22 protein-coding genes and 1 tRNA gene are annotated in these 21,894 nt (G+C 69.4%); 13 read left to right on the plus strand and 10 right to left on the minus strand.

Annotated features, from left to right (window positions below; genetic code table 11):
* Positions 1-46 precede the first annotated feature (46 nt).
* Together ACZ4TR_RS02020 and ACZ4TR_RS02025 are read left to right on the plus strand one after the other, a co-directional pair.
* Positions 47-1,738, plus strand: a complete 1,692-nt coding sequence (locus ACZ4TR_RS02020) for a bifunctional metallophosphatase/5'-nucleotidase (protein ID WP_465285372.1) — start codon at positions 47-49, stop codon at positions 1,736-1,738.
* Positions 1,739-1,776: 38 nt separating this feature from the next.
* Positions 1,777-2,103, plus strand: coding sequence for an MmcQ/YjbR family DNA-binding protein (locus ACZ4TR_RS02025; RefSeq protein ID WP_465285373.1), 327 nt, complete (start codon positions 1,777-1,779; stop codon positions 2,101-2,103).
* Here ACZ4TR_RS02025 and ACZ4TR_RS02030 read toward each other — a convergent pair.
* Both ACZ4TR_RS02030 and ACZ4TR_RS02035 read right to left on the minus strand, forming a co-directional pair.
* A complete protein-coding gene (locus tag ACZ4TR_RS02030; protein ID WP_465285374.1) occupies positions 2,093-2,620 on the minus strand; it encodes a GNAT family N-acetyltransferase in 528 nt (175 codons plus the stop codon). The two genes, ACZ4TR_RS02025 and ACZ4TR_RS02030, sit on opposite strands and share 11 nt — an antisense overlap.
* An 8-nt stretch (positions 2,621-2,628) precedes the next feature.
* Positions 2,629-3,006, minus strand: coding sequence for a nitroreductase family deazaflavin-dependent oxidoreductase (locus tag ACZ4TR_RS02035; RefSeq protein WP_465285375.1), 378 nt, complete (start codon positions 3,004-3,006; stop codon positions 2,629-2,631).
* Positions 3,007-3,094: 88 nt separating this feature from the next.
* Here ACZ4TR_RS02035 and ACZ4TR_RS02040 point away from each other — a divergent pair, with 88 nt between their 5' ends.
* The 3 genes from ACZ4TR_RS02040 (at position 3,095) to ACZ4TR_RS02050 (ending at position 5,390) form a co-directional block, all read left to right on the plus strand.
* Positions 3,095-3,745, plus strand: coding sequence for a hypothetical protein (locus ACZ4TR_RS02040; RefSeq protein WP_364510398.1), 651 nt, complete (start codon positions 3,095-3,097; stop codon positions 3,743-3,745).
* A gap of 101 nt (positions 3,746-3,846) precedes the next feature.
* Entirely contained in the window at positions 3,847-4,197 is a 351-nt protein-coding gene (locus ACZ4TR_RS02045; protein ID WP_364510400.1) for a YciI family protein, read from the plus strand.
* Entirely contained in the window at positions 4,194-5,390 is a 1,197-nt protein-coding gene (locus ACZ4TR_RS02050; protein ID WP_465285376.1) for an RNA polymerase sigma factor, read from the plus strand. The genes ACZ4TR_RS02045 and ACZ4TR_RS02050 overlap by 4 nt, the downstream gene beginning before the upstream one ends.
* A 20-nt stretch (positions 5,391-5,410) precedes the next feature.
* Here ACZ4TR_RS02050 and ACZ4TR_RS02055 read toward each other — a convergent pair.
* Positions 5,411-5,481 (minus strand) — tRNA-Gly (locus ACZ4TR_RS02055).
* A 110-nt stretch (positions 5,482-5,591) separates the two neighbouring features.
* Here ACZ4TR_RS02055 and ACZ4TR_RS02060 point away from each other — a divergent pair.
* Both ACZ4TR_RS02060 and dcd read left to right on the plus strand, forming a co-directional pair.
* Positions 5,592-6,785: an oxygenase MpaB family protein gene (locus ACZ4TR_RS02060; protein ID WP_465285377.1), complete on the plus strand. Its 1,194-nt coding sequence runs from the start codon at positions 5,592-5,594 to the stop codon at positions 6,783-6,785.
* Positions 6,786-6,808: 23 nt separating this feature from the next.
* Positions 6,809-7,390, plus strand: coding sequence for a dCTP deaminase (gene dcd, locus ACZ4TR_RS02065; protein WP_286000938.1), 582 nt, complete (start codon positions 6,809-6,811; stop codon positions 7,388-7,390).
* On the opposite strand, the gene ACZ4TR_RS02070 is transcribed toward dcd, so the two are convergent.
* Positions 7,387-8,583 carry an FAD-dependent oxidoreductase gene (locus ACZ4TR_RS02070; RefSeq protein WP_465285378.1) on the minus strand — a complete coding sequence of 399 codons (1,197 nt, stop codon included), beginning with the start codon at positions 8,581-8,583 and terminating at the stop codon, positions 7,387-7,389. The two genes, dcd and ACZ4TR_RS02070, sit on opposite strands and share 4 nt — an antisense overlap.
* A gap of 73 nt (positions 8,584-8,656) precedes the next feature.
* Here ACZ4TR_RS02070 and ACZ4TR_RS02075 point away from each other — a divergent pair, with 73 nt between their 5' ends.
* The 3 genes from ACZ4TR_RS02075 to ACZ4TR_RS02085 all read left to right on the plus strand — a co-directional run bounded on the left by ACZ4TR_RS02075 (position 8,657) and on the right by ACZ4TR_RS02085 (position 14,685).
* Positions 8,657-9,127, plus strand: a complete 471-nt coding sequence (locus ACZ4TR_RS02075; protein WP_465285379.1) for a MarR family transcriptional regulator — start codon at positions 8,657-8,659, stop codon at positions 9,125-9,127.
* A gap of 70 nt (positions 9,128-9,197) precedes the next feature.
* Positions 9,198-13,841 (plus strand): DUF7507 domain-containing protein, encoded by a 4,644-nt coding sequence (locus tag ACZ4TR_RS02080; RefSeq protein ID WP_465285380.1) that lies wholly within the window; start codon positions 9,198-9,200, stop codon positions 13,839-13,841.
* 154 nt (positions 13,842-13,995) lie between these two features.
* On the plus strand, positions 13,996-14,685 hold the full coding sequence (locus ACZ4TR_RS02085; protein WP_465285381.1) for a CAP domain-containing protein: 690 nt from the start codon (positions 13,996-13,998) through the stop codon (positions 14,683-14,685).
* Positions 14,686-14,692: 7 nt separating this feature from the next.
* Here the strand turns inward: ACZ4TR_RS02085 and ACZ4TR_RS02090 are convergent, their stop codons facing one another.
* The 3 genes from ACZ4TR_RS02090 to ACZ4TR_RS02100 all read right to left on the minus strand — a co-directional run bounded on the left by ACZ4TR_RS02090 (position 14,693) and on the right by ACZ4TR_RS02100 (position 18,625).
* Positions 14,693-15,697, minus strand: coding sequence for a cation diffusion facilitator family transporter (locus ACZ4TR_RS02090; RefSeq protein ID WP_465285382.1), 1,005 nt, complete (start codon positions 15,695-15,697; stop codon positions 14,693-14,695).
* Positions 15,698-15,714: 17 nt separating this feature from the next.
* Complete coding sequence (locus tag ACZ4TR_RS02095; protein WP_364510422.1) at positions 15,715-16,173, minus strand: DUF742 domain-containing protein; 459 nt, start codon at positions 16,171-16,173, stop codon at positions 15,715-15,717.
* 238 nt (positions 16,174-16,411) lie between these two features.
* Positions 16,412-18,625, minus strand: coding sequence for a (Fe-S)-binding protein (locus ACZ4TR_RS02100; RefSeq protein ID WP_465285383.1), 2,214 nt, complete (start codon positions 18,623-18,625; stop codon positions 16,412-16,414).
* Positions 18,626-18,778: 153 nt separating this feature from the next.
* On the opposite strand from ACZ4TR_RS02100, the gene ACZ4TR_RS02105 reads away from it, so the two are divergent.
* From ACZ4TR_RS02105 to ACZ4TR_RS02115, 3 genes are read left to right on the plus strand one after another with little or no spacing between them, the layout of a single operon-like run.
* Positions 18,779-19,108 carry a DMT family transporter gene (locus tag ACZ4TR_RS02105; RefSeq protein WP_465285384.1) on the plus strand — a complete coding sequence of 110 codons (330 nt, stop codon included), beginning with the start codon at positions 18,779-18,781 and terminating at the stop codon, positions 19,106-19,108.
* Positions 19,105-19,665, plus strand: coding sequence for a TetR/AcrR family transcriptional regulator (locus ACZ4TR_RS02110; protein ID WP_364510431.1), 561 nt, complete (start codon positions 19,105-19,107; stop codon positions 19,663-19,665). The genes ACZ4TR_RS02105 and ACZ4TR_RS02110 overlap by 4 nt, the downstream gene beginning before the upstream one ends.
* A 21-nt stretch (positions 19,666-19,686) precedes the next feature.
* Positions 19,687-20,121, plus strand: a complete 435-nt coding sequence (locus ACZ4TR_RS02115) for a GNAT family N-acetyltransferase (protein WP_465285385.1) — start codon at positions 19,687-19,689, stop codon at positions 20,119-20,121.
* On the opposite strand, the gene ACZ4TR_RS02120 is transcribed toward ACZ4TR_RS02115, so the two are convergent.
* The 3 genes from ACZ4TR_RS02120 to ACZ4TR_RS02130 form a co-directional block, all read right to left on the minus strand.
* Positions 20,079-20,264: a DUF397 domain-containing protein gene (locus ACZ4TR_RS02120; RefSeq protein ID WP_465285386.1), complete on the minus strand. Its 186-nt coding sequence runs from the start codon at positions 20,262-20,264 to the stop codon at positions 20,079-20,081. The two genes, ACZ4TR_RS02115 and ACZ4TR_RS02120, sit on opposite strands and share 43 nt — an antisense overlap.
* A gap of 1 nt (position 20,265) precedes the next feature.
* The gene (locus ACZ4TR_RS02125) at positions 20,266-21,111 is read right to left on the minus strand and encodes a helix-turn-helix domain-containing protein (RefSeq protein ID WP_465285387.1); all 846 of its coding nucleotides are present in this window, start codon (positions 21,109-21,111) and stop codon (positions 20,266-20,268) included.
* An 83-nt stretch (positions 21,112-21,194) separates the two neighbouring features.
* Positions 21,195-21,728 carry a YbhB/YbcL family Raf kinase inhibitor-like protein gene (locus ACZ4TR_RS02130; RefSeq protein ID WP_364510442.1) on the minus strand — a complete coding sequence of 178 codons (534 nt, stop codon included), beginning with the start codon at positions 21,726-21,728 and terminating at the stop codon, positions 21,195-21,197.
* Positions 21,729-21,894 lie beyond the last annotated feature (166 nt).

Raw genomic sequence — 21,894 nt, forward strand, 5'->3', positions numbered from 1 at the left:
CCGTGCGCCCGTTAGGGGACTTGGGCGCGAATCGGAGGAAACGCGCATGAGGCTTTCAACCCGGCTCGTGGTGCTCGCCGCGGCCGCGCTGGCGACGACGGCGGTGACCACCGCACCCGCGTCCGCGGGCCAGCGCCCGGACCCCACCACCGACGTCCGGATCATCACGTTCAACGACTTCCACGGGAACCTGGAGCCGCCGTCCGGCTCCAGCGGCCGGGTCACGCAGTCCGACGGGACCACTGTGGACGCCGGCGGTGCCGCTTACCTGGCGACGCACGTGAAGCAGCTGCGCTCGCAGGTGCGCAACTCGCTCGTGCTGTCCGCCGGGGACAACGTCGGCGCGTCGCCGGTGATCTCCGCGCTGTTCCACGACGAGCCGACCATCGACTTCCTGAACCAGCTCGGCGTCGGCGCGTCCGTCGTCGGCAACCACGAGTTCGACGAGGGCTACAAGGAACTGCAGCGCATGCAGTTCGGCGGCTGCCACCCGGCCGACGGTTGCCAGTTCGACAAGAAGTTCAAGGGTGCGGACTTCCCCTTCCTCGGGTCCAATGTGTACTTCACCAACGGGCTGCCCGCGCTGTTGCCGTTCACCGTCAAGTTCGAAGGCGGCGTCCCGATCGGTGTCATCGGCGCGACGCTGAAGGACCTGCCGACCGTCGTCACGCCGGAAGCCATCAAGGGCCTCAAGTTCGGTGACGAGGTCGAGGCGATCGACCGCACCGCGAACCTGCTCGACTTCCTCGGCGTCAAGTCCCAGGTCGTGCTGCTGCACCAGGGCGACAACACCGAAGCGACCGGCCCGAACGACTGCAAGACCCTGCCCGGCCCGGCCACCGCGATCGCGAAGGCCGTGACGCCGAAGGTCGACGCGATCTTCACCGGCCACAGCCACCAGCAGTACAACTGCGTCATCAACGACCCGGCCGGCCAGCCGCGCACGGTCATCCAGGGCTCGTCGTTCGGCCGCCTGCTTTCCGTGGTGGACCTGAAGATCAACCTGAAGACGCGGGACGTCGTCCGGTCGCAGACCCAGGCGCACAACGAGATCGTCACCCGCACGGTCACGCCGGACCCGGCCGTGGCGGCGCTCGTCGCCGACGCCAAGACCAAGGCGGCGCCGATCGCGAACAAGCAGGTCGGCACCATCACCGCGGACCTGCCGGCGGCGGGCAACGCGGCCGGCGAGTCCTCGCTCGGCGACGTCATCGCCGACGCGCAGCTCGCGGGCACGCAGGCGAACAACGCGGTCATCGCGATCACCAACCCGGGCGGCATCCGCGCCGACCTGACGTACAAGTCGTCGGCGAACAACGAGGGCGACGGCGTGGTGACCTACGGCGAGGCCTTCACCGTCCAGCCGTTCGCGAACATCATGCAGACGATCACGCTGACCGGCGCGAACCTGAAGAACGTGCTGGAACAGCAGTGGCAGGGCACGACCACACGCATCCTGCAGATCTCGAGCTCGCTGCACTACAGCTACTCGGCGTCCGCGCCGCAGGGCTCGCGGGTCTCGAACATCACGGTGAACGGCACGCCGGTCGACCCGGCGGCGACGTTCCGCGTGTCGGTGAACAACTTCCTCGCCGCCGGCGGGGACGGCTTCACCGAGTTCACCAAGGGCACGGACCTCGCGGGCGGGCCGGTCGACCTGGACGCGTTCATCGCGTACCTGGGCGCCCACCCGAACCTGGCGCCGCCCGCGGCGGACCGGATCACCCGCCTGCCGTAGCTCCGCTATTTCCAAGACACCGGGTCGACAATGAACTCATGACGACCTGGGAAGACGTCGTGCGCCTGGCCTCGGGACTCCCCGAGGTCGAGGCGTCGACCTGGTACCGCACGCCCGCGCTCAAGGTGGCGGGCAAGGGGTTCGCGCGGCTGCGGACCGAGGCCGAAGGCGGCCTGGTCGTGCTGTGCGGGCTCGACGAGAAGGCCGCGTTGCTGGATTCCGGCGACGCGGCCTTCTTCACGACACCGCACTACGACGGGCACGGCATGGTCATCGTCGACCTGGAGCGCGTGGACGTCGATCAGCTGCGCGAGCTGCTCGAAGAGGCATGGCGGCTGCGGGCGCCCCGCCGGCTCACCACTTGAGCTCGCCCTTGAGCATGCTCATCAGGATCATGTCGTGCCGCTCGCCGTCGGCCGCGACGAACGCCTCGCGGTGGCGGCCGTCTTCGGAGAACCCCACCTTGCGGTAGACGTGCCGCGCGCGCTCGTTCTCGGCGACCACCCAGAGCGTGATCATGTGCAGCCGCATGGAGTTGAAGCCGTAGCGGCACATCAGGCGCAGCGCCTCGGTGCCGTAGCCGCCGCCGTTGCGGTACCCGGCGTCGCCGATGTAGATGTCCAGCTCGGCGTTGCCGACCTCGGGTTCGGCGTCCCGCAGGTCGACGATGCCGATGAGCTTGCCGTCGGCCTCGATCCCCAGCACGACCAGTTCGTAGCTGTTGACCGGGCGTTCCTCGGCGCGTTTGCGGATCTGCGCGAGCGACCGCGGGTGGCTGTTGTTCATCCAGCGGCCGACCTCGGGATCGTGGATCCACGCGTGGATCTTTTCGGCGTCCTCCGGTTCGAGCGCACGCAGCCGGACGAGCTTCCCCTCGAGCATGGCTCCCCCTAGTCCCGCTTCAGCAGCAGGAAGTCGTGGACGTTCAGCAGGCCGAGGAACTGCCGCACGGGCGTGGGCATCGCTCGGCGCGACTCATCATGCACGAGCTCGGGCGAATGCACGCGGTAATTACGCCGCCGGGTGACCAGGGTGCAACTCTCCGCGGCCAGCACGTTCTTGACCCAGTCGGTGCCGGGGCCGTAGGTGAGCGCGACGACGAAGCCGTCGTCCGTGCGGAAGACGTTGAGCGGCGTGCGGTACTCCTTGCCGGACTTGCGTCCTTTGTGGACGAGCAGGCCGAAGCCCGGCGCCCAGTTCACGACGTACTTGTTGATCCGGTTGGTCACCACGCGGTTGAAGCGGGCGAGTCCCTTGGGCAGCACCATGCCGGGATAATATCAACGCTTGATGAATTTATCGAGCGGCCGACCCCCGCTTCCCGGCCGGAGGTCGCCCGATGGTGGGATATGGCGCATGTCGACCGAATGGCCGCTGCGCCAGGACCCGGAAGCACCGGTGATCATCGCCCTGGCCCTGGTGAACGACCCGGACGCACTGGGCTTCGTCGTGCTCGACGACGAGGACGACTGGTTCATCAGCGACGGCACCGAGCTGTCCGACGACGTGCTCGTCAACCGCGAGAGCTTCGGCAAGCTGTCGGTGCGCGAGGCGCTCGAGCTGCTCCCGCAGCTGGCCGCGCTGGCCGGGCTGCCGACGGGGATGGCCGCCGACTGGGACCCCGAGCGCCGCACGTGGCTGCTGTCGTCGGTGGCCGGCTCGGACGACGAAGACGAGGACGTCCGGCTGCTTTCCCAGCGCCGCGCGGCCTGGGAGTTCGAGGGCTCGCCGGACGACGAAGCCCAGATCAGCACCGGCCTCACCGAGATCCCGGCCGGCTGGCAGCAGCCGGTGCGCGCGGTCCGCCAGGTCGTGCGCGAGCAGGACGGCACCTGGCTGTTCGTCGGCTTCGAGGTCCCCGAGGCGGAGGACTTCGAGGTCGAAGGCCTGGAGCTGGAGCACGTCGCGAACCTGTACCCGGACGTCCGGACCGTCCTCAAGGCGGCGCCGGGCCAGGTCTACGACCGCGCGACCCCGGACTCCGAGTGGGAGCTCGTCGAGGGCTGAGAAAAAAAGTCCGGCGCGGTTGTCCCGGGGACGTCCGCGCCGTTCGTCCTTACAGTGAAAGCCGGCGATCGGCGCCGGTCAGGATCCTGTGAGGAGCAGCCATGCCCAAGTACGCCGCGATCATCTACGCCTCCGACGTCGACCCGACCACGCCCGAGGCCACGGACATGATGAAGGACTACGACGAGTTCGGCGCGGCGGCGCAGGCCGTCATCCGCGGCGGCGCGGCGCTGTACCCGACGGCGACCGCGACGACGGTCCGCGTCACCGGCGGCAAGGGCGGCGACATCGTCACCAGCGACGGCCCGTACGCGGAGACGAAGGAAGCCCTCACCGGCTTCTACCTGATCGAGTGCGCCGACCTCGACGAAGCCGTCAAGGTCGCGGCGCAGATCCCCGGCGCCTGGGACGGCGCGATCGAGGTCCGGCCGGTCGTCGACTTCGGCAAGTGACGCACGCCGGGGACGCGGTCGCGCGGCTGGTCCGGGACGAGGGCACCCGGGTACTGGCCACGCTGGTCCGCGTCACCGGCAGCGTCGACCTGGCCGAAGACGCCGTTCAGGATGCCGTCGTGCGCGCGCTGGAGACGTGGCCGCGCGACGGCGTCCCGGACAACCCACGCGGCTGGCTCCTGGTGGCGGCCCGCCGCCGCGCGGTGGACGTCGTCCGCCGCGAAGCGAAGCGGCTCGGGAAGGAGGCGGACGCGATGCCGGCCGTCGACCCGTTCCCGGACCCGGTCGCGGTCCGCGACGACCTGCTGCGGCTGGTGTTCACGTGCTGCCACCCGGCGTTGTCGGTGGACGCCCAGGTCGCCCTGGCGCTTCGGACGTTGGGCGGGTTGTCGACGGCGGAGGTGGCCCGTGGCCTGCTGGTCCCCGAAGCGACGATGGCGAAGCGCTTGACGCGCGCGAAGCAGAAGATCGCTCAGGCCCGGATTCCTTATCGGGTGCCGTCTGCTGCGGAGTTGCCCGCACGCCTGTCCGGGGTGGCGTCGACGGTGTACCTGATCTTCAACGAGGGCTACACGGGCCGGGATGCGCTGCGGGCGGAGGCCGTCCGCCTGGCGCGTCTGCTGGCTTCCCTGATGCCCGACGAGCCGACGGCCTTGGGGTTGCTGGCGCTGGTCCTGCTGCAGGACGCCCGCCGCGCGGCCCGGTTCTCCGCGGGGATGCCGGTGCTGCTGGCCGACCAGGACCGTTCGGCGTGGGACGGTTCGCTGATCAAGGAGGGCGTCGAACTGGTGGGCGTGGGGCTGCGCCGGACACCGTCGGTCCCGAACCCGTACGTCGTCCAGGCGGCGATCGCGGCCTGCCACGACCTGGCCCCGTCGTATTCGGAGACGAACTGGGACGCGGTCATCTCCTGGTACGACGTGCTGTTGTCGGTCCAGGACACCCCGGTGGTCCACTTGAACCGCGCGGCCGCCATAGCGGAGCGCGACGGACCCGCGGCGGGGTTGGCACTGGTGGACGCTTTGGCGGGCCTGGGCGATTATCCGTGGTGGCACGCGTCGCGGGCGGAGTTGTTGCACCGCTTGGGATCGCCGTCGGCTTCCGACGCTTTGGAGCGGGCGGTGGAAACCGGTTTGCCGGACGCGCACGCGGCTCATTTGCGGGCCCGGATACAAAAAGAAACCCCGGAATGAATGTCCGGGGTTTCCTTGAGAGCGGATGACGGGAATCGAACCCGCGTATTCAGCTTGGGAAACTGATGTTCTACCATTGAACTACATCCGCAGTGCGCCGTCAGCATACACGGCGGCGTGATCCCCGTGTCCAGACCCCTCCCTCCTTGACGTCCGCGGCTCAAGTGACAACACTTGTTGTCGACCTCGGAGGTGAGCGCCATGGATGAGCCCGAGCTGTTCCGGCAAGGCGGGTTCCGGCTGGCCCAGCGGCTGTTCGTCGAAGGGGACATCCGGGGCGACGAACGGCAGGTCGCCCGGCTGCGGGAGTTCGCCCAGGTCGAGGACCAGCGCGCCGACGACGTCGTCGCCTGGATGGCGCGGCAGCCCAAGGGGCAGGGCCGGAAGCTCTTCGAAGACGCCCTCGAGAACGGCGTCACGACTCCCGGACCGCTGAAGGCCTTCTTCGACGAGGTCGACGCCAAGCCTTACTGGGTCGACGACGAGCGGCTCGAGCGTGGCGCCAAAGCCATCACCCGGGCCGGGCTGCTCGGGCTCTTCCCGCTCGGCGACATGTCGCTGATGGGCGGCTACCTCGCGTCCCGCGCCACGAAATCCCTGGTCGGGACCGGCGAGATCGAGTACCAGGCCACGCGGCGGCTCGTCGAGACCGCCACCTGGTGGATCGACGTCACCACGCCCGGCGCCCTCAAGCACGGCGAGCAGGGCTACGCCTCGGCGCTGCGGATCCGGCTCGTGCACGCCCACGTGCGCGCCGCCATGAACCGGCGGGAGGACTGGGACTACGACGCCTGGGACCGGCCCGTCAACCAGGTGCAGACCGCCGGCACCCTCCTGCTCTTCTCCCTCGTCTACGTCTTCGGCACGCAGCTGCTCGGCCTCCGCTACTCCGCCCGCGAGCGCGGCGACATCCTGCACCTCTGGCGGTACATCGGCTGGCTCATGGGCGTCGACGACGAGCTGCTGCCCACCTCCGAAGAGGACGCCTGGCGCCTGCTCTGGCTGCTCGCCGCCACCGAGTTCATCCCGGACGACGACTCGAAACGCCTCGCCAAAGCGCTCATCGAGGCCAACGCCGCCGTCGGCGAGGGGCGCGGCGCCGTCGGGAAGGTGCTCTCGCACGTCTCCGTCGCCGTGCACTCTTCGATCAGCCGGCTCGTGCTCGGGAAGACCAACGCCGACTTTCTCGGGCTGCCGAACGACCCCGTCGCGCAGGCCGCGATCGTCGCCGTGGCGGGCGTCAACTTCGCCGCCGAGACCGTGCGGCGGTTCATCCCAGGGGCCACCGCGCTGCAGGAACGGATCGGCGAGGCCGGGCGCCGCGGGTACGTGAAGCGGCTCGAGAAGATCTTCGCGCCCGACACCTCCTACGCGCAGCACATGCGGGTCGCCTGAACACACCCGTTAGGCTTCGGCCCGTGCTGCTCAGTGACCGTGACCTCCGCAAAGAGCTCGACGCCGGCCGGCTCGGCATCGACCCCTTCGATCCCGCCATGGTCCAGCCGTCCAGCATCGACGTCCGGCTCGACCGGTTCTTCCGCGTCTTCGACAACAGCAAGTACACCCACATCGACCCGCAGCTGCAGCAGGACGAGCTGACCTCGCTCGTCGAGAAGGAGGGCGAAGAACCCTTCGTCCTGCACCCGGGTGAGTTCGTGCTCGGCTCGACGTTCGAGCTCGTCACCCTGGCCGACGACCTCGCCGGGCGGCTCGAAGGCAAGTCGTCGCTCGGCCGCCTCGGGCTGCTCACGCACTCGACCGCCGGGTTCATCGACCCGGGCTTTTCCGGGCACATCACGCTCGAGCTGTCGAACGTCGCGAACCTGCCGATCACGCTCTGGCCGGGCATGAAGATCGGCCAGCTGTGCATCTTCCGGCTCTCCAGCGCGGCCGAGTTCCCGTACGGTTCGAGCGAGGCCGGGTCCCGCTACCAGGGACAGCGCGGCCCGACCCCGAGCCGGGCGTACAAGAACTTCCACCGCGTCGACACCTGGCGCTAAGCGGAGATCTTCTCGTCCCAGTCGATGCGGTGCTGCCACATGAAGGCGTTCGGGTCCTCGTCGAACGGCTTCGAGAAGATCCGCTTGAGGAAGAAGTCGCGGACGACGCGCCCGACGGGGCCGATCACCTTGTTGTCGCCGTTGCGCTTTCCCGCCGCGACGACAGCTTCGACGCGCTCGCGCCGCAGGCTCTCGTACGTGCTCAGCGCGCGCCCGATGTCCGGCACGTCGCGAAGGCACTTGCCCAGCGTGACGGCGTCTTCGATGGCCATCGACGCGCCCTGGCCCGCCGCCGGTGACGTCGCGTGCGCCGCGTCGCCGATGATCACCATGCGGCCGCGGTGCCAGACCGGGACCGTCGGGAAGTCGAACGTCGGCCACGCCGGGTAGACGTCGCGGGTCGCGCGGATGATCTCCGTCGCCGGCGTGCGGTCGCGGGCCACCAGGTCCAGCAGCTCGGCGCGCAGTTTCTCGCCGGCCAGCGTCGCCAGCTCGGACGCGGTCGGCTCGGTCTTGCGGGCGGGGTTGGCGAACCACCAGACGCGGCCGTCCTTCGGGCTCACGACGTGGCAGAAGAACACGCGCTTGCCGAAGACCATGTTCAGCACGCCCGGTTCGTCCGGCAGGGTCAGGCCTTCGGCGAACCCACCGGTGTTGAGCAGCGGCACGTACCGCGGCGCCGGCGCGTCCGGGTCGATGATCGTGCGGACGCGCGAACGGAGCCCGTCGGCGCCGATCAGCAGGTCGCCTTCGACGTGTGAGCCATCCGAGAAGTCGGCTCTGACCTGCGAAGACGTCTGACTCGCGCCGATCAGGCGTTTGCCGTACTCGGCTCGGATCCCGCGCCGGGCGGCCTCGTCGCGCAGGGCGACGTAGAGGTCGGAGCGCAGCACGGTCTGGGTCACGGTGCCGTCCGGCAGCGTGCCGCCGAGGGTGAACTCGGTCAGGCGGATGCCGTTGCCGAGCCCGATCGACATGCGGGGCGAGTCGAAGCCCGTGCTCTTGACGACGTCCTTGAGGCCCAGCGGCAGCAGCGCGTCCAGGCCGTTGACGGCCAGCGTGAGGAACGCGCCGACGCCCTCGGCGCCGCGGTCGTACGCCTCGAACAGCACCGGTTCATGCCCGGCTTCGTGCAGGGCGATGGCCGTGATGGTGCCCGCGATGCCGCCCCCGATGATCAGTGCTCGTGTCATCTCGTTCGTCCCCTCGAATCTCTTAGAAACTAATTCGTTCCGTCGAACTAAAGAGTGGGCTAGGCTGGAGTCCGTGTCAAGCGAGCGAGCGCACCTGGTCGAAGAAGTCCTGCTCAGGTCCCGGGAGCTGTCGACGGAGACGGTCATGTTCCACACCGCGATCTCCGAGACGCGGGGGCTGTCGGCGGTCGACGCCAAGGTCCTGGACTACCTCGCGCGCTTCGGGCCGCAGACGCCGAAGGACCTCGCGCGGCTCTCCGGCCTGGCGCCCGCATCGGTGACCGCGATGATCGACCGGCTGGAGCGCAAGGGCATCGTCGACCGCCGGCCGCACCCCGGCGACCGCCGCCGCGTCCTCATCGCGCTGGACGAGCAGGCCATCGCGAGCGGCGTGCACCTATGGGACCACCTCGTCAAGCGCATGTACGAGCTGTGCGACCGCTACACCGACGACGAGCTCCGCACGGTGATCGGGTTCGTCGAAGCAGCCACCGCCCTCACCCACGAGTCGACGGTGAAGCTGACCGGCTCCACGGACGGGTGAGAATGGGGGCGTAAACCGCTCGTTCGTGCCAAGCTCCGGAAGGTCGTCCCGGCCCCGGAGGTAGCGAGGAATGCGGTTGACCGAGAGACCGCTTCGCTCGGTTTTCGTTCTGGTGTCGATCTTTCTGGCCGCGGCGCTGACGCCGGCGGCCGGTGCGGCCGGCGCCCCGCCCTTCGCGGTCGGCTATGACGACGTCGTCTACGGCGACTTCCTGTATGCGGGCAACGGCGTCCTCCGCTGCCCGGTCGCCGCCGACCACGCGCCGGTAGCGGGTGCGGTGGACACGCCCGCGGCGTGCGCGAACACCGCGGACCGCAAGGACACCCTGGTCAACGACGATTTCTTCATGCAGTGGGCCGACGTCGACGCCGACCCCGGCACGTTCGATTCCGCGAGTGCGTCCGTGCGCATCCCGCCCGGTGCGCGGATCGTCTTCGCCCGCCTGAACTGGGCGGGCAACACGACGGGGAAGACGTGCGGATTCCGCGAGGGTGTCCCGGCCGTCGCGCCGCCGGGGAACCCCGCCTCGCAGGACGTCCGGCTTTCGGTGGGCAGTGCGAAGTCCGTCGACGTTCATCCGTCGGCCTTCGCGGAAGATGGCCCGTACTATTCCGCCCACGCCGACGTGACCAGCGAGTTCGCGAGCGCGCCGACCGGCGCCGCGCTCGACGTGACGGTCGGCAACGTCTGGGCGCCCCAGGGTTTCGACTGCGCCGGCGGCTGGTCGGTCGCCCTCGTCTACGCGTATCCGTCCCGCAACCCCGACTTCGCGCCGAACAAGCGCAAGGTCGTCGTCTACGACGGACACGTCCGCCAGGCCTCCGAAGTCCCCGCGGAAACGACGATCACCGGCTTCCGCGCGGCGGCCGCCGACGCGCACCTCGGCGTCACCGCCTACGACGGCGACTGGGGTGGCTCCGGCGACCAGTTCCTGGTCGACGGCACCCCGGCCGCCGAGCCCGCGACCGGCGGGACGTCGAACTTCTTCGTCTCCAACGCCGACAACGCCGCCGCGCCGGGGATGAAGAACAACTTCAGCGTGGACGCGAAGGCGTTCAACGTCGACAACATCCCCGCGGGCGCGACGAGCGCGAAGCTCGGCTTCGTCACGAGCGGGGACAGTTATCTCGCGCAGAACATGGCGTTTTCCGTGCCGGTGCCCGAACTCCAGGTCGCCCTGCGCGCGACGCGGCCGAAGGCGCACGCCGGCGAGCCGGCGACGTTCGCCGTCGCCGTGACCAACCCGGGCGGCATCGCGGCGTCCGGCGTGCAGGTCGCCGACGAGATCTTTCCGGCCTGCGCCAAGCCACTCGGCCTGCTCGCCCCGGGCCAGACGGTCACCTACGACTGCACCGGTCCCGCCCCGGCCGACGACTTCACGAACACGGTGAAGGCCACCGGCACGAGCGCCCTCGGTGACGCGCTCGACGGCACCGCGACCGGCGCCGTCGACGTCGTGCACCCGTCCTTGGGCATGACGAAGACGGCCGACAAGCCCGCCTACCGCGCCGGCGACGCCGCGGCCTTCGCCATCAAGGTCACGAACACCGGCGACATCGGGCTTTCCGGCCTGCGGGTCACCGACCCGAAGGCGCCTTCGTGCGCCCTCGCCGGAGCTCTCGCACCCGGCGAAAGCCGCACGACGACGTGCACGGCGAAGGCTCCGATCGCCGACGGCGTCAACACCGCGAGCGCGGCCGCGACCGACGAGCTCGGCAAGGAGGTCACGGCCACCGCGGACGCCCCCGCGCCGACGATCGCGCCCGCCGTCGAGGTCACCAAGACCGCGGAGCCGCCGGTGATCCACGCGGGCGACGCCGTGACGTTCTCCGTCGCGGTCAAGAACACCGGCGACAGCCCGCTCGCGCCGGTGAAGGTCACCGACGACACGACGACGTCGTGTTCGCGCACGTTCGAGGGCCTGGCCGCGGGCGCGACGCAGACGTACACGTGCACGGCGAACCCGTCCACGACGACGACGTCGCACGTGACCGCCACCGGCACCGACGTCGCGGGCCAACCGGTGTCCGCCACCGCGCCGGCGACCGTCACGGTGATCACGCCGGCCCTGACGCTCACGAAGGACGCCAAGCCCGGCATCGTCCGCGCCGGCGACCCGATCACGTTCACGATCACGGTCGCCAACGCCGGCGACGCCCCACTGACGGAGGTCGCCGTCACCGACGACCGCACGCCGGCGTGCGCCAAGACGATCGGCGCGCTGCCGCCGCAGGGCAGGCAGACCTACACCTGCACTGCGGCGGCGCCACCGGACGACTTCACCAACACGGCGGCCGCGTCGGGGAAGGACGCGCTCGGCCGCGCGGTGAAGGTCACCGACGACGCCGTGGTCGACGTGATCCACCCGGGGGTGGCGCTCGCCGCGCAGGCTTCGCCCGCGGCTGTCCGCGAAGGGGACACGGTGACCTGGACGATCACCGCCACCAACACGGGCGACGTGCCGCTGACCGGCGTGGTGGTCGCGGACGACCAGGTCGCGGAGTGCGCGAAGCCGCTCGGGACGCTCCAGCCGCAGGCGGCTTCGACGTACACGTGCGCGACGGTCGCGAGCGCCACCGGCTTCACGAGCAAGCCGACGGTGACGGGCACGGACCCGACGGCCCGTCCGGTGACGGCCGGCGCGGAGGCCGTGTTCGCCGTGCAGCACCCGGGCGTGGCGATCACCGCGGCGGTTGCGCGCGGGCCGTTCCGCGAGGGTGACGCGGTGCCGCTGCGGATCACGGTGCGCAACACCGGCGACGTGCCACTGACCGGCTTGCGGGTCACGGACTCGCAAGTACCTGGTCGGCAGGCTGCCGCAGATGCACCGACTCCGGCCACGCAGGCCGATCGCTCCCAGGCCACCGGTCCGCAGGCGCCCGGCCAGGAGGCTGCCGCGGACACACCGACCCCAGCCGCGCCAGCCGATTCGCGAGCCACCGGCCCGCAGGCGTCTGGTCAGCAGGCCGTCGCCGACACACCGGCCCCAGGCCCTCGGGCCACCGGCCCGCAGGCGCGAGTCACCGGCTGCGCCCAGGTTCTCGAGGGCTCCCTCGAACCCGGTGGCACCCGCGACTTCGGCTGCACCCTCACCGCGCCGGCCGACGACGTCACCGCCGCCGTCCGCCTCACCGGCACTCCGCCCACCGGCCCCGCGGTCACCGCGACCGCCCAAGCGAACCTCGACGTCATCCACCCGGCCGTCACGATCGGCAGGACCGTCGACCTCAGGATCGTCCGCCCGGGCGACGTCGTCACCTCGACGATCACCGTCACCAACACCGGCGACAGCGTGCTGCGCGACGTCTCCGTGGCCGATCCAGGCGCACCGGCATGCGCCAAACTCCTGGGTTCACTCGAACCGCGAGCCACGCAGAACTACAGCTGCACTGAAGCCGCCGGCGAAGCCGACTTCACCGCCACTGCGGCCGTCACCGCCACCGACGCCACGAACCGTCCCGTGACCGCCACCGCCGGGGAACCGGTCGATGTCATCCACCCGGCGGTCACCATCACGAACGACGCGACGCCCGCGCAGGTCCGGCAAGGCGACACCGTCACGTTCACCCTCGTCGTCGCGAACACCGGCGATGTCCCGCTGACCGGCGTGTCCATTGCGGACAGTCGGACTCCGGCGTGCGCTCAGTCCATCGGCACCCTCCCTCCCGGCGCTTCCCAGCACCACTCCTGCACGGTAGACGCCGGCACCGACAGTTTCGTGAGCTCCGCCACCGCAATCGGCACCGATCCGACGAACCGCCAGGTCAGCGCCACCGACGATGCGGCCTACACCGTCCAGCACCCGGCACTCGCGATCACGCAGGACATGCAAGGCAGGAAGGACACGAAGGGCCCCTTCCGCCCAGGCGACGCCGTGCCCCTCACGATCACCGTCGCGAACACCGGCGACGTCCCCCTGGCCGACGTGAAGGTCAGCGAGCCCTGCGTGAAGGCCTTCGACAGACTCGAACCCGGTGCGAGCCAGAAGTTCGACTGCACCACGACCGCGCCGCAGGACGACGTCGTGAGCACAGCGAAAGCCACGGCCAAGGCCCCGATCGGCCCGCCGGTCACCGCCGAGGACGCCGACGAGATCGACGTCATCCATCCGGCCGTGAAGATCACCAAAGAAGCCAGACCGAGCACGGTCCGTGCGGGCGACGAAGTCACGTTCACCATCAGCGTCACCAACACCGGTGACGTCCCGCTGACCAGCGTGTCCGTTGTGGACGACGAACCGTGCGCGAAGAAGCTCGCCACTCTGGCAGCCGGAGAAAAGCGGATCTACACCTGCACGAGAAAAGCGCCGGACGACGACTTCGGCACCACCACCGAAGTAACCGGAATGGACCCGGGCAATCGCTCCGTGCAATCGAAAGCCGAAGTGAAAGTCGACGTCGTCCACCCGCAGATCGCCTTGATGAAGGACGCGACGCCGTACGAAGTCCGGCCGGGCGACATCGTCACGTTCTCGATTCTGGTCAAGAACACCGGCGACGTGCCGCTCACCGTCGTCTCCGTCGTGGACGACCACACGGCGTCGTGCGCGCATACCGCACCCGCCCTGGCCGCGGACGCCGAAATCACCTACACCTGCACGACGATCGCGGGGAAAAGCGGCTTCACGGGCAAGGCGACCGTCACCGCCCAGGACGCGACCGGCCGCCCGGTGACGGCGTCCGGAGACGCGACCTTCCAAGTCCGAAGCGGCTGAACGGAGTAACGCCGAAGCGTCCGATTGCCGCGGAATCCATGTCGGTCGTCGAATGCCTGACCCGGGAATGTGACCAGTGCGTTCGTAGGGTTCTCGCTGTAATCGTTCCGTGATACGTTCTCGCGCCGTGTCCCCCATTGGTGAACGTGGTCGCGTGGTGATGGTGTCACTCAGTGTGCTGCTCGGCGTTTTCTCCGCCGCGACAGGCACCTGGATGGCCACCGCGGAAGGAAACACGGCCGAACTCGGCGCCGCGGCCCTGGTGCTGCCCGACGCGCCGGGCGGCTCCGGGGGCGGCAGCGGCACCGAACTGGCGGGCGGGCAGGCACCGGCCACGAAGCCGGTCACGACCGACGCTCCCGTGCCGACGACCTCCAGTGCGGCTCCGGCCCCGACCGAGACGTCCGAAGCCCCGAAGCCGACGACCTCGGAAGCGGCCCCGCCGCCGACCACCAAGGCCGCGGCCCGCGTCGCGTCCTCGACCACCGAGCAGGTCATCTCCCTGCTCAACGACGAGCGCGCGCAGGCCGGCTGCAAGCCGCTGACCGAGGAATCGCACCTGACCGAGGCCGCGCAGGACTACAGCGACGACATGTCCGCCCGGAACTTCTTCGCCCACACCAACCCCGAGGGCGTCACGTTCGACCAGCGCATCAAGATCGCCGGCTACTCGAAGCCGGGCGCGGAGAACATCGCGAAGGGTCAGACGTCCGCCGCGCAGGTCATGGACGCCTGGATGAACTCCGAGGGTCACCGCGCGAACATCCTGAACTGCTCGCTGGCGAAGATCGGCGTCGGTTTCACCAAGGCGGGCAACTACTGGGTCCAAGACTTCGGGTACTGAGGGTCTGCTAAGCCGGGTTGTTCCAGCGCTCCGCGATGTTGCCGTAGCGGGCCAGCACGGTCGCGCGCAACTCGGGATCCGTCCGCGGCACCGGCTCGATGAACACCTCGGTGACGTCGTTGAACGACTCGGTCAGCTCGCCCGCGAGCCGGACGCACGCGCGTTCGAGGTCGGCGGCGCTCAGGGAGTCGTCGAAGTCGACGCGCGTGCAGACGAGAACCTGGTCGGTGCCCATCAGCATCGTCTGCAGGTCCACGACGGCCTCGATTTCCGGCGCCGCGGCGAGGTGGTCGCGGACGCCGCGGACGATCTCCGGGTTGGCCTGGCGGCCGATGAGCAGGCCGCGGTTGGTCCGCCCGAGCAGGTAAGCGACGAAGGCGAGCAGCACGCCGATGACGATCGACGCGACGCCGTCCCAGACCTCCGAGCCGGTGATCTGGTGCAGGCCGATGCCGGCGAACGCGACCAGCAGGCCGACCAGTGCGGCGGAGTCCTCGAAAAGCACGGTCTTCGGGGTGGGGTCGTCGATCAGGCGGAGATATGCCCAGAATGACCGTTTCTCCGCCCGGGAGTCCCGGACGGTCTGGCGCACCGCCTGCACCCACGACGTGCCTTCCAGCAGGAAAGCCACCGCCAGCACGATGTAGCTGAGGATCGACGTGCTCTGCGCCTCGCCGTGGCCGAACAGCGTCGAAACGCCCTCGTAGAGCGCGAACATCGAGCCTGACGCGAAGATCGACACGGCGGCGAGCAGCGACCAGAAGTAGCGTTCCTTGCCGTAGCCGAAGGGGTGCACGCGGTCGGCCGGGCGGTCGGAACGTTTCAACGCGGTCAGCAGCAGGACCTCGGTGAACGTGTCGGCCACCGAGTGGGCCGCTTCGGAAAGCATCGCGCCGGAGCCGGTGATGATGCCCGCGATCAGCTTCATGATCGCGATCGCCAGGTTCACCCCGCCGGCGAGCAGGACGGTCAGCGTGCTTTCGCCACCGGGCTTTTCGGGTTCCTCGCTCACCTTGAAGAGCGTAATGGTCAGAGGCGGCGCAGGCCGTGCAGCACGCGTTCCATGAGCGCCACGGCCGGGCGGCCGTCGGTGTTCACGCGGTTGTCGTGGATGGTGACCAGGCCCTGTTCCGCCATGTCGTCGAGCAGCACCCGGGCGACGCCGAGCGGCACGCTGAGCCTGGCGGCGACCTCGGCGACCGAGCGCGGGTGGTGGCACAGCGTGCGCACCGAGCGGAACTCGCCGCTGAGCCGGGCGCCGTTCCAGTGCGAGCCGGCGCGCGTCGAAACCATGGCCTCGATCGCCAGGTGCCGCCGCGACTGCGTCCGGCCGCGCGTGAGGACGTAAGGGCGCACGAGCGTCCGCTGCGTGGGAAGCTGGCCGGCCGGCTCCATGGGGTACTCGCCGACGGGCGGGATATCGCGGAGGGCGTGCCGGCCGGTGGTTTCCCCGAACCCGGTTCCCGTGGTCCGCAGGTCCTCGCCCATCCGCGCTGCCCCCTGATTCCGTGATCGTCGAAGTGGCCTCGCTGGCAGCGGTGGCGGCGAGGAAAGCCCAGGATACGCCCGGTGGAGGGGCTTTTGGCCAAGGTTTGTTTCCGCCCTGATGGGCCATTGCGGTGAATATTGTGAACGTTATTCGTGTAATCGATTTCCGAGTTTCACGTAATGAGAAACGGCCCCGGTCAGGTGTCCTGACCGGGGCCGTGCGTCTTTGCGGCTTTTGTCACTCCTCCGCGAGCGACGGCGCCCCGAGGGCGATCGGCTTCGGCTCCGGCTTGCGCTTGACCGATTCGAGCAGCATCTGGGCGACGTCGACGATCTCGACCTTCTCGCTCGCGCTGCCGTCGGCCTGGCGGGCCGTGAGGCCGTCGTTCAGCATCACCTTGCAGAACGGGCAGCCGGTCGCGATCTTCGACGGCGCGGTGCCGAGCGCCTCGTCGACGCGCTCGACGTTGATCCGCTTGCCGATCTTCTCTTCCATCCACATCCGCGCGCCGCCGGCGCCGCAGCACATCGACTTGTCGCCGTGCCGCGGCATCTCACGCAGCTGCGCGCCGGTCGCGCCGACGAGCTCGCGCGGCGCCTCGTACACCTTGTTGTGGCGGCCGAGGTAGCACGGGTCGTGGTAGGTGACGTCCTCGGCGACCGGCGCCACCGGCACCAGCTGCTTCTCGCGAACCAGCCGGTTCAGCAGCTGCGTGTGGTGCACGACGTCGAACTGGCCACCCAGCTCCGGGTACTCGTTGGCGAGGGTGTTGAAGCAGTGCGCGCAGGTCACGACGACCTTGCGCGTCTTGCGCTCCCGGCCCTCGAACACCGAGTTCAGCACCTCGACGTTCTGCTGCGCCAGCATCTGGAACAGGAACTCGTTGCCCGCGCGGCGCGCCGGGTCACCGGTGCAGGACTCCTCCGAGCCGAGCACCTTGTACTTGACGCCGGCCATGTGCAGCAGCTCGGCGACCGCCCGCGTCGTCTTCTTCGCACGGTCCTCGAACGCGCCGGCGCAGCCGACCCAGAACAGGTACTCGGCGTCGCCCATGTCGCCGTCGAACACCGGGACCTCGAAGTCCAGGTCCTCGGTCCACGCCAGCCGGTCCTTGGCGTTCTGGCCCCACGGGTTGCCCTTGTTCTCCAGGTTCTTGAACATGCCGTTCAGCTCGCTGGGGAACGACGACTCGATCATCACCTGGTAGCGGCGCATGTCGACGATGTGGTCGACGTGCTCGATGTCGACCGGGCACTGCTCGACGCAGGCGCCGCAGCTGGTGCAGGACCACAGGACGTCCGGGTCGATGACGCCGCCGTCATCGCCGATCAGGGCCTTCTGCGACTCGGCGATCGCGAGGACGTCGATCCCGGCGTACATGTCGTCGCCGGACAAACCGATCTCGTCACCGGCCATGTCGCGCTTGCCGCCGGCCATCAGGTAAGGCGCCTTCGCGTAAGCGTGGTCACGCAGCTGCGTGATGACCAGCTTCGGCGACAGCGGCTTGCCCGTGTTCCACGCGGGGCACTGCTCCTGGCAGCGGCCGCATTCGGTGCACGTCGAGAAGTCCAGCCAGCCCTTCCAGCTGAAGTCCTCGATCTTGCCGACGCCGAAGGTGTCCTCGTCCGGGTCGGCCTCCTCGAGGTCGAGGACCTTGCCGCCGCTCATCATCGGCTTGAGCGCGCCGAGCGCGACGCCGCCGTCGGCCTCGCGCTTGAAGTAGATGTTGAAGAACGCGCTGAAGCGGTGCCAGGCGATGCCCATGGTCATCGTGCGCGCGACGACGATCAGCCAGACCGTGGCGCTCATCAGCTTGACGAACGCGAAGATCGTCACCAGGTTCGGGCTGGCCGGCAGCAGCTGGCCGATCGGGTTCGAGACGAAGGACGCCCACAGCGGCCCTTCGTGCGTGTTCAGCGCGGACTTCGCGGCGCGGACGCCGATGATGCCGATGCCCTCGATCAGGACGACGGCCTCGACGAAGTACGCCCACTTGAAGCTCGAGCCGGCGAAGCGCGACTGACGGTCGGCGCGGCGCGGGTGGTTGCGCTGGCGGATCGCCATCAGCACCAGGATGCCGACGATCGTCCCGAGTCCGAGCAGCTCCATGAGCAGCTGGAACGGCGGGAAGTCGTCGAGGATCGGCCAGCCCCACGTCGGGACGAAGACCTCGCCGTACGCCTCGAACAGGGCGAGCGAGCCGAGCAGGAAGCCCCACATGACGAGCCAGTGAGCCGGCCCGACGCTGCGTTTGCGGTTCATCCGCGTGTGCGCGGCGAACTCCTTGATCAGCGTCTTCATGCGCGGCATGAACGGCCCGTTGCGCGTCGAGTCGGGCTGCCCAAGCCGGATCACCCGCACGAAACGGGCGATCGTCGCGGCGAACATGCCCCAGGCGACGAGGCCGAGCACGACGGAGATCCCGCCGAGCGTCAGTTGGAGAGCGCCCATCGTTCGGGTGCCTTTCGTCCGGAAAGAACTGTGGTGGTGCCGGGAGACTAACCTTCCTTACTGATGAGTAACCCGTTGAGTGGCCCTAAGTCCCACCGATGTGGTGTACGTCGCTCTTTGTTTTGGGACGATCGTTCAGGTAGTTTTCACCCTATGGGTGCCTACCTTCTTCTCGCGTTGGCGATCGCCGCCGAGGTCTCCGCGACGGTCTCGCTGAAGCTCTCCGAGGGCTTCTCGAAGCTCTGGCCGTCGATCATCGTGGTGGCCGGTTACGCCATCGCGTTCGTCCTGCTCGCGCGGGTACTGAAGATGGGGCTGGCGGTCGGGGTCGTGTATGCGATCTGGGCCGCGGCCGGGGTCGCCTTGGTGGCGATCATCGGCGTCGTGTTCCTCAAAGAGCCGATCAACGCGGCGATGATCGGCGGGCTGGCGCTGGTGATCGGCGGGGTCGTGCTGATCGAACTGGGGAGTGCGTCGGCGTGAAACTGCAGGTCGACGGTCGCAAAGCGCGGGGCGACAAGCGGCGTGCGGAGATCATCGCCGCCACGCTGCGGATCATCGAGCGGGACGGCGTCGCGGGCGTGACGCACCGGACGGTGGCGGCCGAGGCCGGCGTGCCGACGACGTCCACGACCTATCACTTCTCGTCGCTGGACGACCTGCTCATCGCGACGCTCATCTCGTGCGCCCGCGACATGGCGACCGAGGTCTACTGGATGATCGACCGGGCCCGCTCACGCGGTTCGCGCGGCGCCGAGGAGGTCGCGGGCCTGCTCGCGGAGGCCTTGGGCCCGCGGCGCGGGCGGACGATGGCCGAGTACGAGCTGTACCTCCTGGCCGCGCGGAAGCCGGAGCTGCGCCCGGCCGCGCGGCGCTGGCTGGACGTCCTGACGTCGATGGTCCGCCACGACGACGAAGTGGCGTTCCGGGTCTTCCTCGCGGGTATCGACGGGCTGCTGATCCAGGGCCTGATCGACGACGAGCCGCCGTCCGCGGAAGAGCTGCGCCCGGTGGTGGACTACCTGCTGAAACCGCGTTGACGCCGGGCTTATTTTCGGATCATGCGGACCTTCGGTGACTACGAGCTCGACGACGACCCGACGCGGCTCGACCTCGACGTGGTGTGGAAGTTCCTCTCGACCGAGGCCTACTGGGGCCGGTGGCGCACGCGTGCACAGGTCGAGGCCGCGATCGAGGGGTCCTGGCGAGTCGTCGGCGCCTACCGCGGTGACGAACTGGTCGGCTTCGCGCGCGCCTTCTCCGACGGCGTGTCTTCGGCGTACCTGGCCGACGTGTTCGTCGTCGACTCCGCGCGGGGAACCGGTCTCGGCAAGGAGATCGTGCGCGAGATGATCGACAACGGGCCCGGTTCGGGTTTCCGCTGGATGCTGCACACCGCCGACGCGCACGGGCTGTACCGGCAGTTCGGCTTCGGTGAGCACACCAAGGGGCGTTACCTGGAGCGCGAAGGCGTCAACAAGGAAGCCCTGCGCTGAAGGAAGGCGTCCCACGATCGGGTGGGGATTTCGAGCGTTCCGCCCGGGCGGTCCTTGGTGTCGCGGATCCGCACCACCTGAGCGAGCGCAACCTCCACGCAGTTCTCGTTCGCGCCGCTGTGACTGGACTTCCGCCACTGCATGTCAGGCCTCCAGTTCGCCGACCACCTCCCGGAGGAGCCGCGCGGAGTCGGGCTCGCTCAGCGCGAGGGAGGTCAAAGTCTTCGCGGCAGCCCGGTAAACCGCGATCTGATCGTCATCGTAGAGGTAGGCGCTGGCCCGGTACTGCTCCAGGAAAACGATCGGCGGCAGGCCCACGAACTCCAGAACGGTGAACGATCCGTGCAGGCCCGGGTGCCCGAACTCGGTCGCGGGCACGATCCGCAGGCCGATGTTGGGGCGTTCCGCCTCGAAGAGCAATCGCCGCAGCTGCTCGGCCATCACCGCCCGCCCGCCCAGCCCCGGCCGGATGGCGGTTTCCCCGATGAGCACCGTGTAGTGCAGCGGATCGCGCCCGCGGAGCCGCTTCTGGCGCGCGAGGCGGATCTCGGTCCGCCGGTCGATCTCATCCGGGCCACGGCCGGGCTCGGTGACGATCCGGCGCACGTACTCACGGGTCTGCAGCAGGCCGGGCACCAGGTGCGGCTCCCAGCTGAGCAGCGCGCTCGCCGTGCGCTCGTACTCGACATACGCCGACACATCGGCCGGTGCGCCCGGCATCGTCGACTCCAGCCAGTTGGGCTCGCGGGCGTGCTCGGCCAGGTCGAGCAGCCGCTCCCGCTCGGCCACTTCCACCCTCAACTGCCCGAGCAGGAGCGCGACCTCCTCGACCTTGGGCACCCTCAGTCCAAGCTCCCAGTTGGACAGTTCGGCCGGATGCACGCCGGTGGCCCGGGCCAGCTCGCGCAGCCCGATTCCGCGCTCCTTGCGCGTCTTTCGCAGCCCGAACCCCAGCGCTCTCGACCGGGGTGTCGCTATCGGTGGTGACATGACCGCAGTGTGTCATCGGCCACCGACAAAAACGGGCCCGGCACCGTTGCCGATCCGCAACAGCGCCGGGCCCGTCTCCGATCTCAGCCCTTGTTCTCGTACACCGGCGTGATCACGGCGCGAGCCAGCGTGTGGCCGAACATGTTGAAGCCCAGGAACGCCGGTGTCGCGTCCTCCGGCACGTCCAGCTTGTCGACGTCGAGTGCGTGCACCGCGAAGTAGTAGCGGTGCGGGCCGTGCCCGGGCGGGGGCGCCGCGCCGAGGAACTGCTTGACGCCGCCGTCGCCCTTCAGCGTCACCGCGCCTTCCGGCAAGCCCGAGCCGTCGCCCGCGCCGGAGGCCAGCTCCGTCACCGAGGCCGGGATGTTGAACACGGCCCAGTGCCAGAAGCCGCTGCCGGTCGGGGCGTCCGGGTCGTAGCACGTCACCGCGAAGCTCTTCGTCTCCGCCGGGAAGCCTTCCCAGGCCAGCTGCGGCGAACGGTCCTCGCCGCCGGCGCCGAAGATGCCGGAGAGGTGGGGCGTGGCGAGGGTTTCGCCGTCGGCGACGTCGTTGCTGCGGAGGGTGAAGGACGGCACGTCGGGCAGGGATTCGTACGGGCCGGGTGCTTGCGGCATGGATCCTCCTGATCACGGAACTGAGCCTGGCGCCAGGTTAGGCCCCTCGACCCGCCCCCGCGTGTCAGGGACGGATCTCAGGGTCTTTCGGGGGGTTACCCCCATGTGCTCACCCCTCACCCGGCCATAACGTTTCTCACGCAGAGGAAACAACACTGAGGGGACC

It is taken from the genome of Amycolatopsis sp. NPDC028719, from assembly GCF_055565395.1.

What these genes read in the sequence shown, in the direction of transcription:
- ACZ4TR_RS02020 (WP_465285372.1), top strand. Translation starts at nt 47, where the DNA reads ATGAGGCTTTCAACCCGGCTCGTGGTGCTCGCCGCGGCCGCGCTGGCG.
- ACZ4TR_RS02025 (WP_465285373.1), top strand. Translation starts at nt 1,777, where the DNA reads ATGACGACCTGGGAAGACGTCGTGCGCCTGGCCTCGGGACTCCCCGAG.
- ACZ4TR_RS02030 (WP_465285374.1), bottom strand. Translation starts at nt 2,620, where the DNA reads ATGCTCGAGGGGAAGCTCGTCCGGCTGCGTGCGCTCGAACCGGAGGAC.
- ACZ4TR_RS02035 (WP_465285375.1), bottom strand. Translation starts at nt 3,006, where the DNA reads ATGGTGCTGCCCAAGGGACTCGCCCGCTTCAACCGCGTGGTGACCAAC.
- ACZ4TR_RS02040 (WP_364510398.1), top strand. Translation starts at nt 3,095, where the DNA reads ATGTCGACCGAATGGCCGCTGCGCCAGGACCCGGAAGCACCGGTGATC.
- ACZ4TR_RS02045 (WP_364510400.1), top strand. Translation starts at nt 3,847, where the DNA reads ATGCCCAAGTACGCCGCGATCATCTACGCCTCCGACGTCGACCCGACC.
- ACZ4TR_RS02060 (WP_465285377.1), top strand. Translation starts at nt 5,592, where the DNA reads ATGGATGAGCCCGAGCTGTTCCGGCAAGGCGGGTTCCGGCTGGCCCAG.
- ACZ4TR_RS02070 (WP_465285378.1), bottom strand. Translation starts at nt 8,583, where the DNA reads ATGACACGAGCACTGATCATCGGGGGCGGCATCGCGGGCACCATCACG.
- ACZ4TR_RS02080 (WP_465285380.1), top strand. Translation starts at nt 9,198, where the DNA reads ATGCGGTTGACCGAGAGACCGCTTCGCTCGGTTTTCGTTCTGGTGTCG.
- ACZ4TR_RS02095 (WP_364510422.1), bottom strand. Translation starts at nt 16,173, where the DNA reads ATGGGCGAGGACCTGCGGACCACGGGAACCGGGTTCGGGGAAACCACC.
- ACZ4TR_RS02100 (WP_465285383.1), bottom strand. Translation starts at nt 18,625, where the DNA reads ATGGGCGCTCTCCAACTGACGCTCGGCGGGATCTCCGTCGTGCTCGGC.
- ACZ4TR_RS02105 (WP_465285384.1), top strand. Translation starts at nt 18,779, where the DNA reads ATGGGTGCCTACCTTCTTCTCGCGTTGGCGATCGCCGCCGAGGTCTCC.
- ACZ4TR_RS02115 (WP_465285385.1), top strand. Translation starts at nt 19,687, where the DNA reads ATGCGGACCTTCGGTGACTACGAGCTCGACGACGACCCGACGCGGCTC.
- ACZ4TR_RS02120 (WP_465285386.1), bottom strand. Translation starts at nt 20,264, where the DNA reads ATGCAGTGGCGGAAGTCCAGTCACAGCGGCGCGAACGAGAACTGCGTG.
- ACZ4TR_RS02125 (WP_465285387.1), bottom strand. Translation starts at nt 21,111, where the DNA reads ATGTCACCACCGATAGCGACACCCCGGTCGAGAGCGCTGGGGTTCGGG.
- ACZ4TR_RS02130 (WP_364510442.1), bottom strand. Translation starts at nt 21,728, where the DNA reads ATGCCGCAAGCACCCGGCCCGTACGAATCCCTGCCCGACGTGCCGTCC.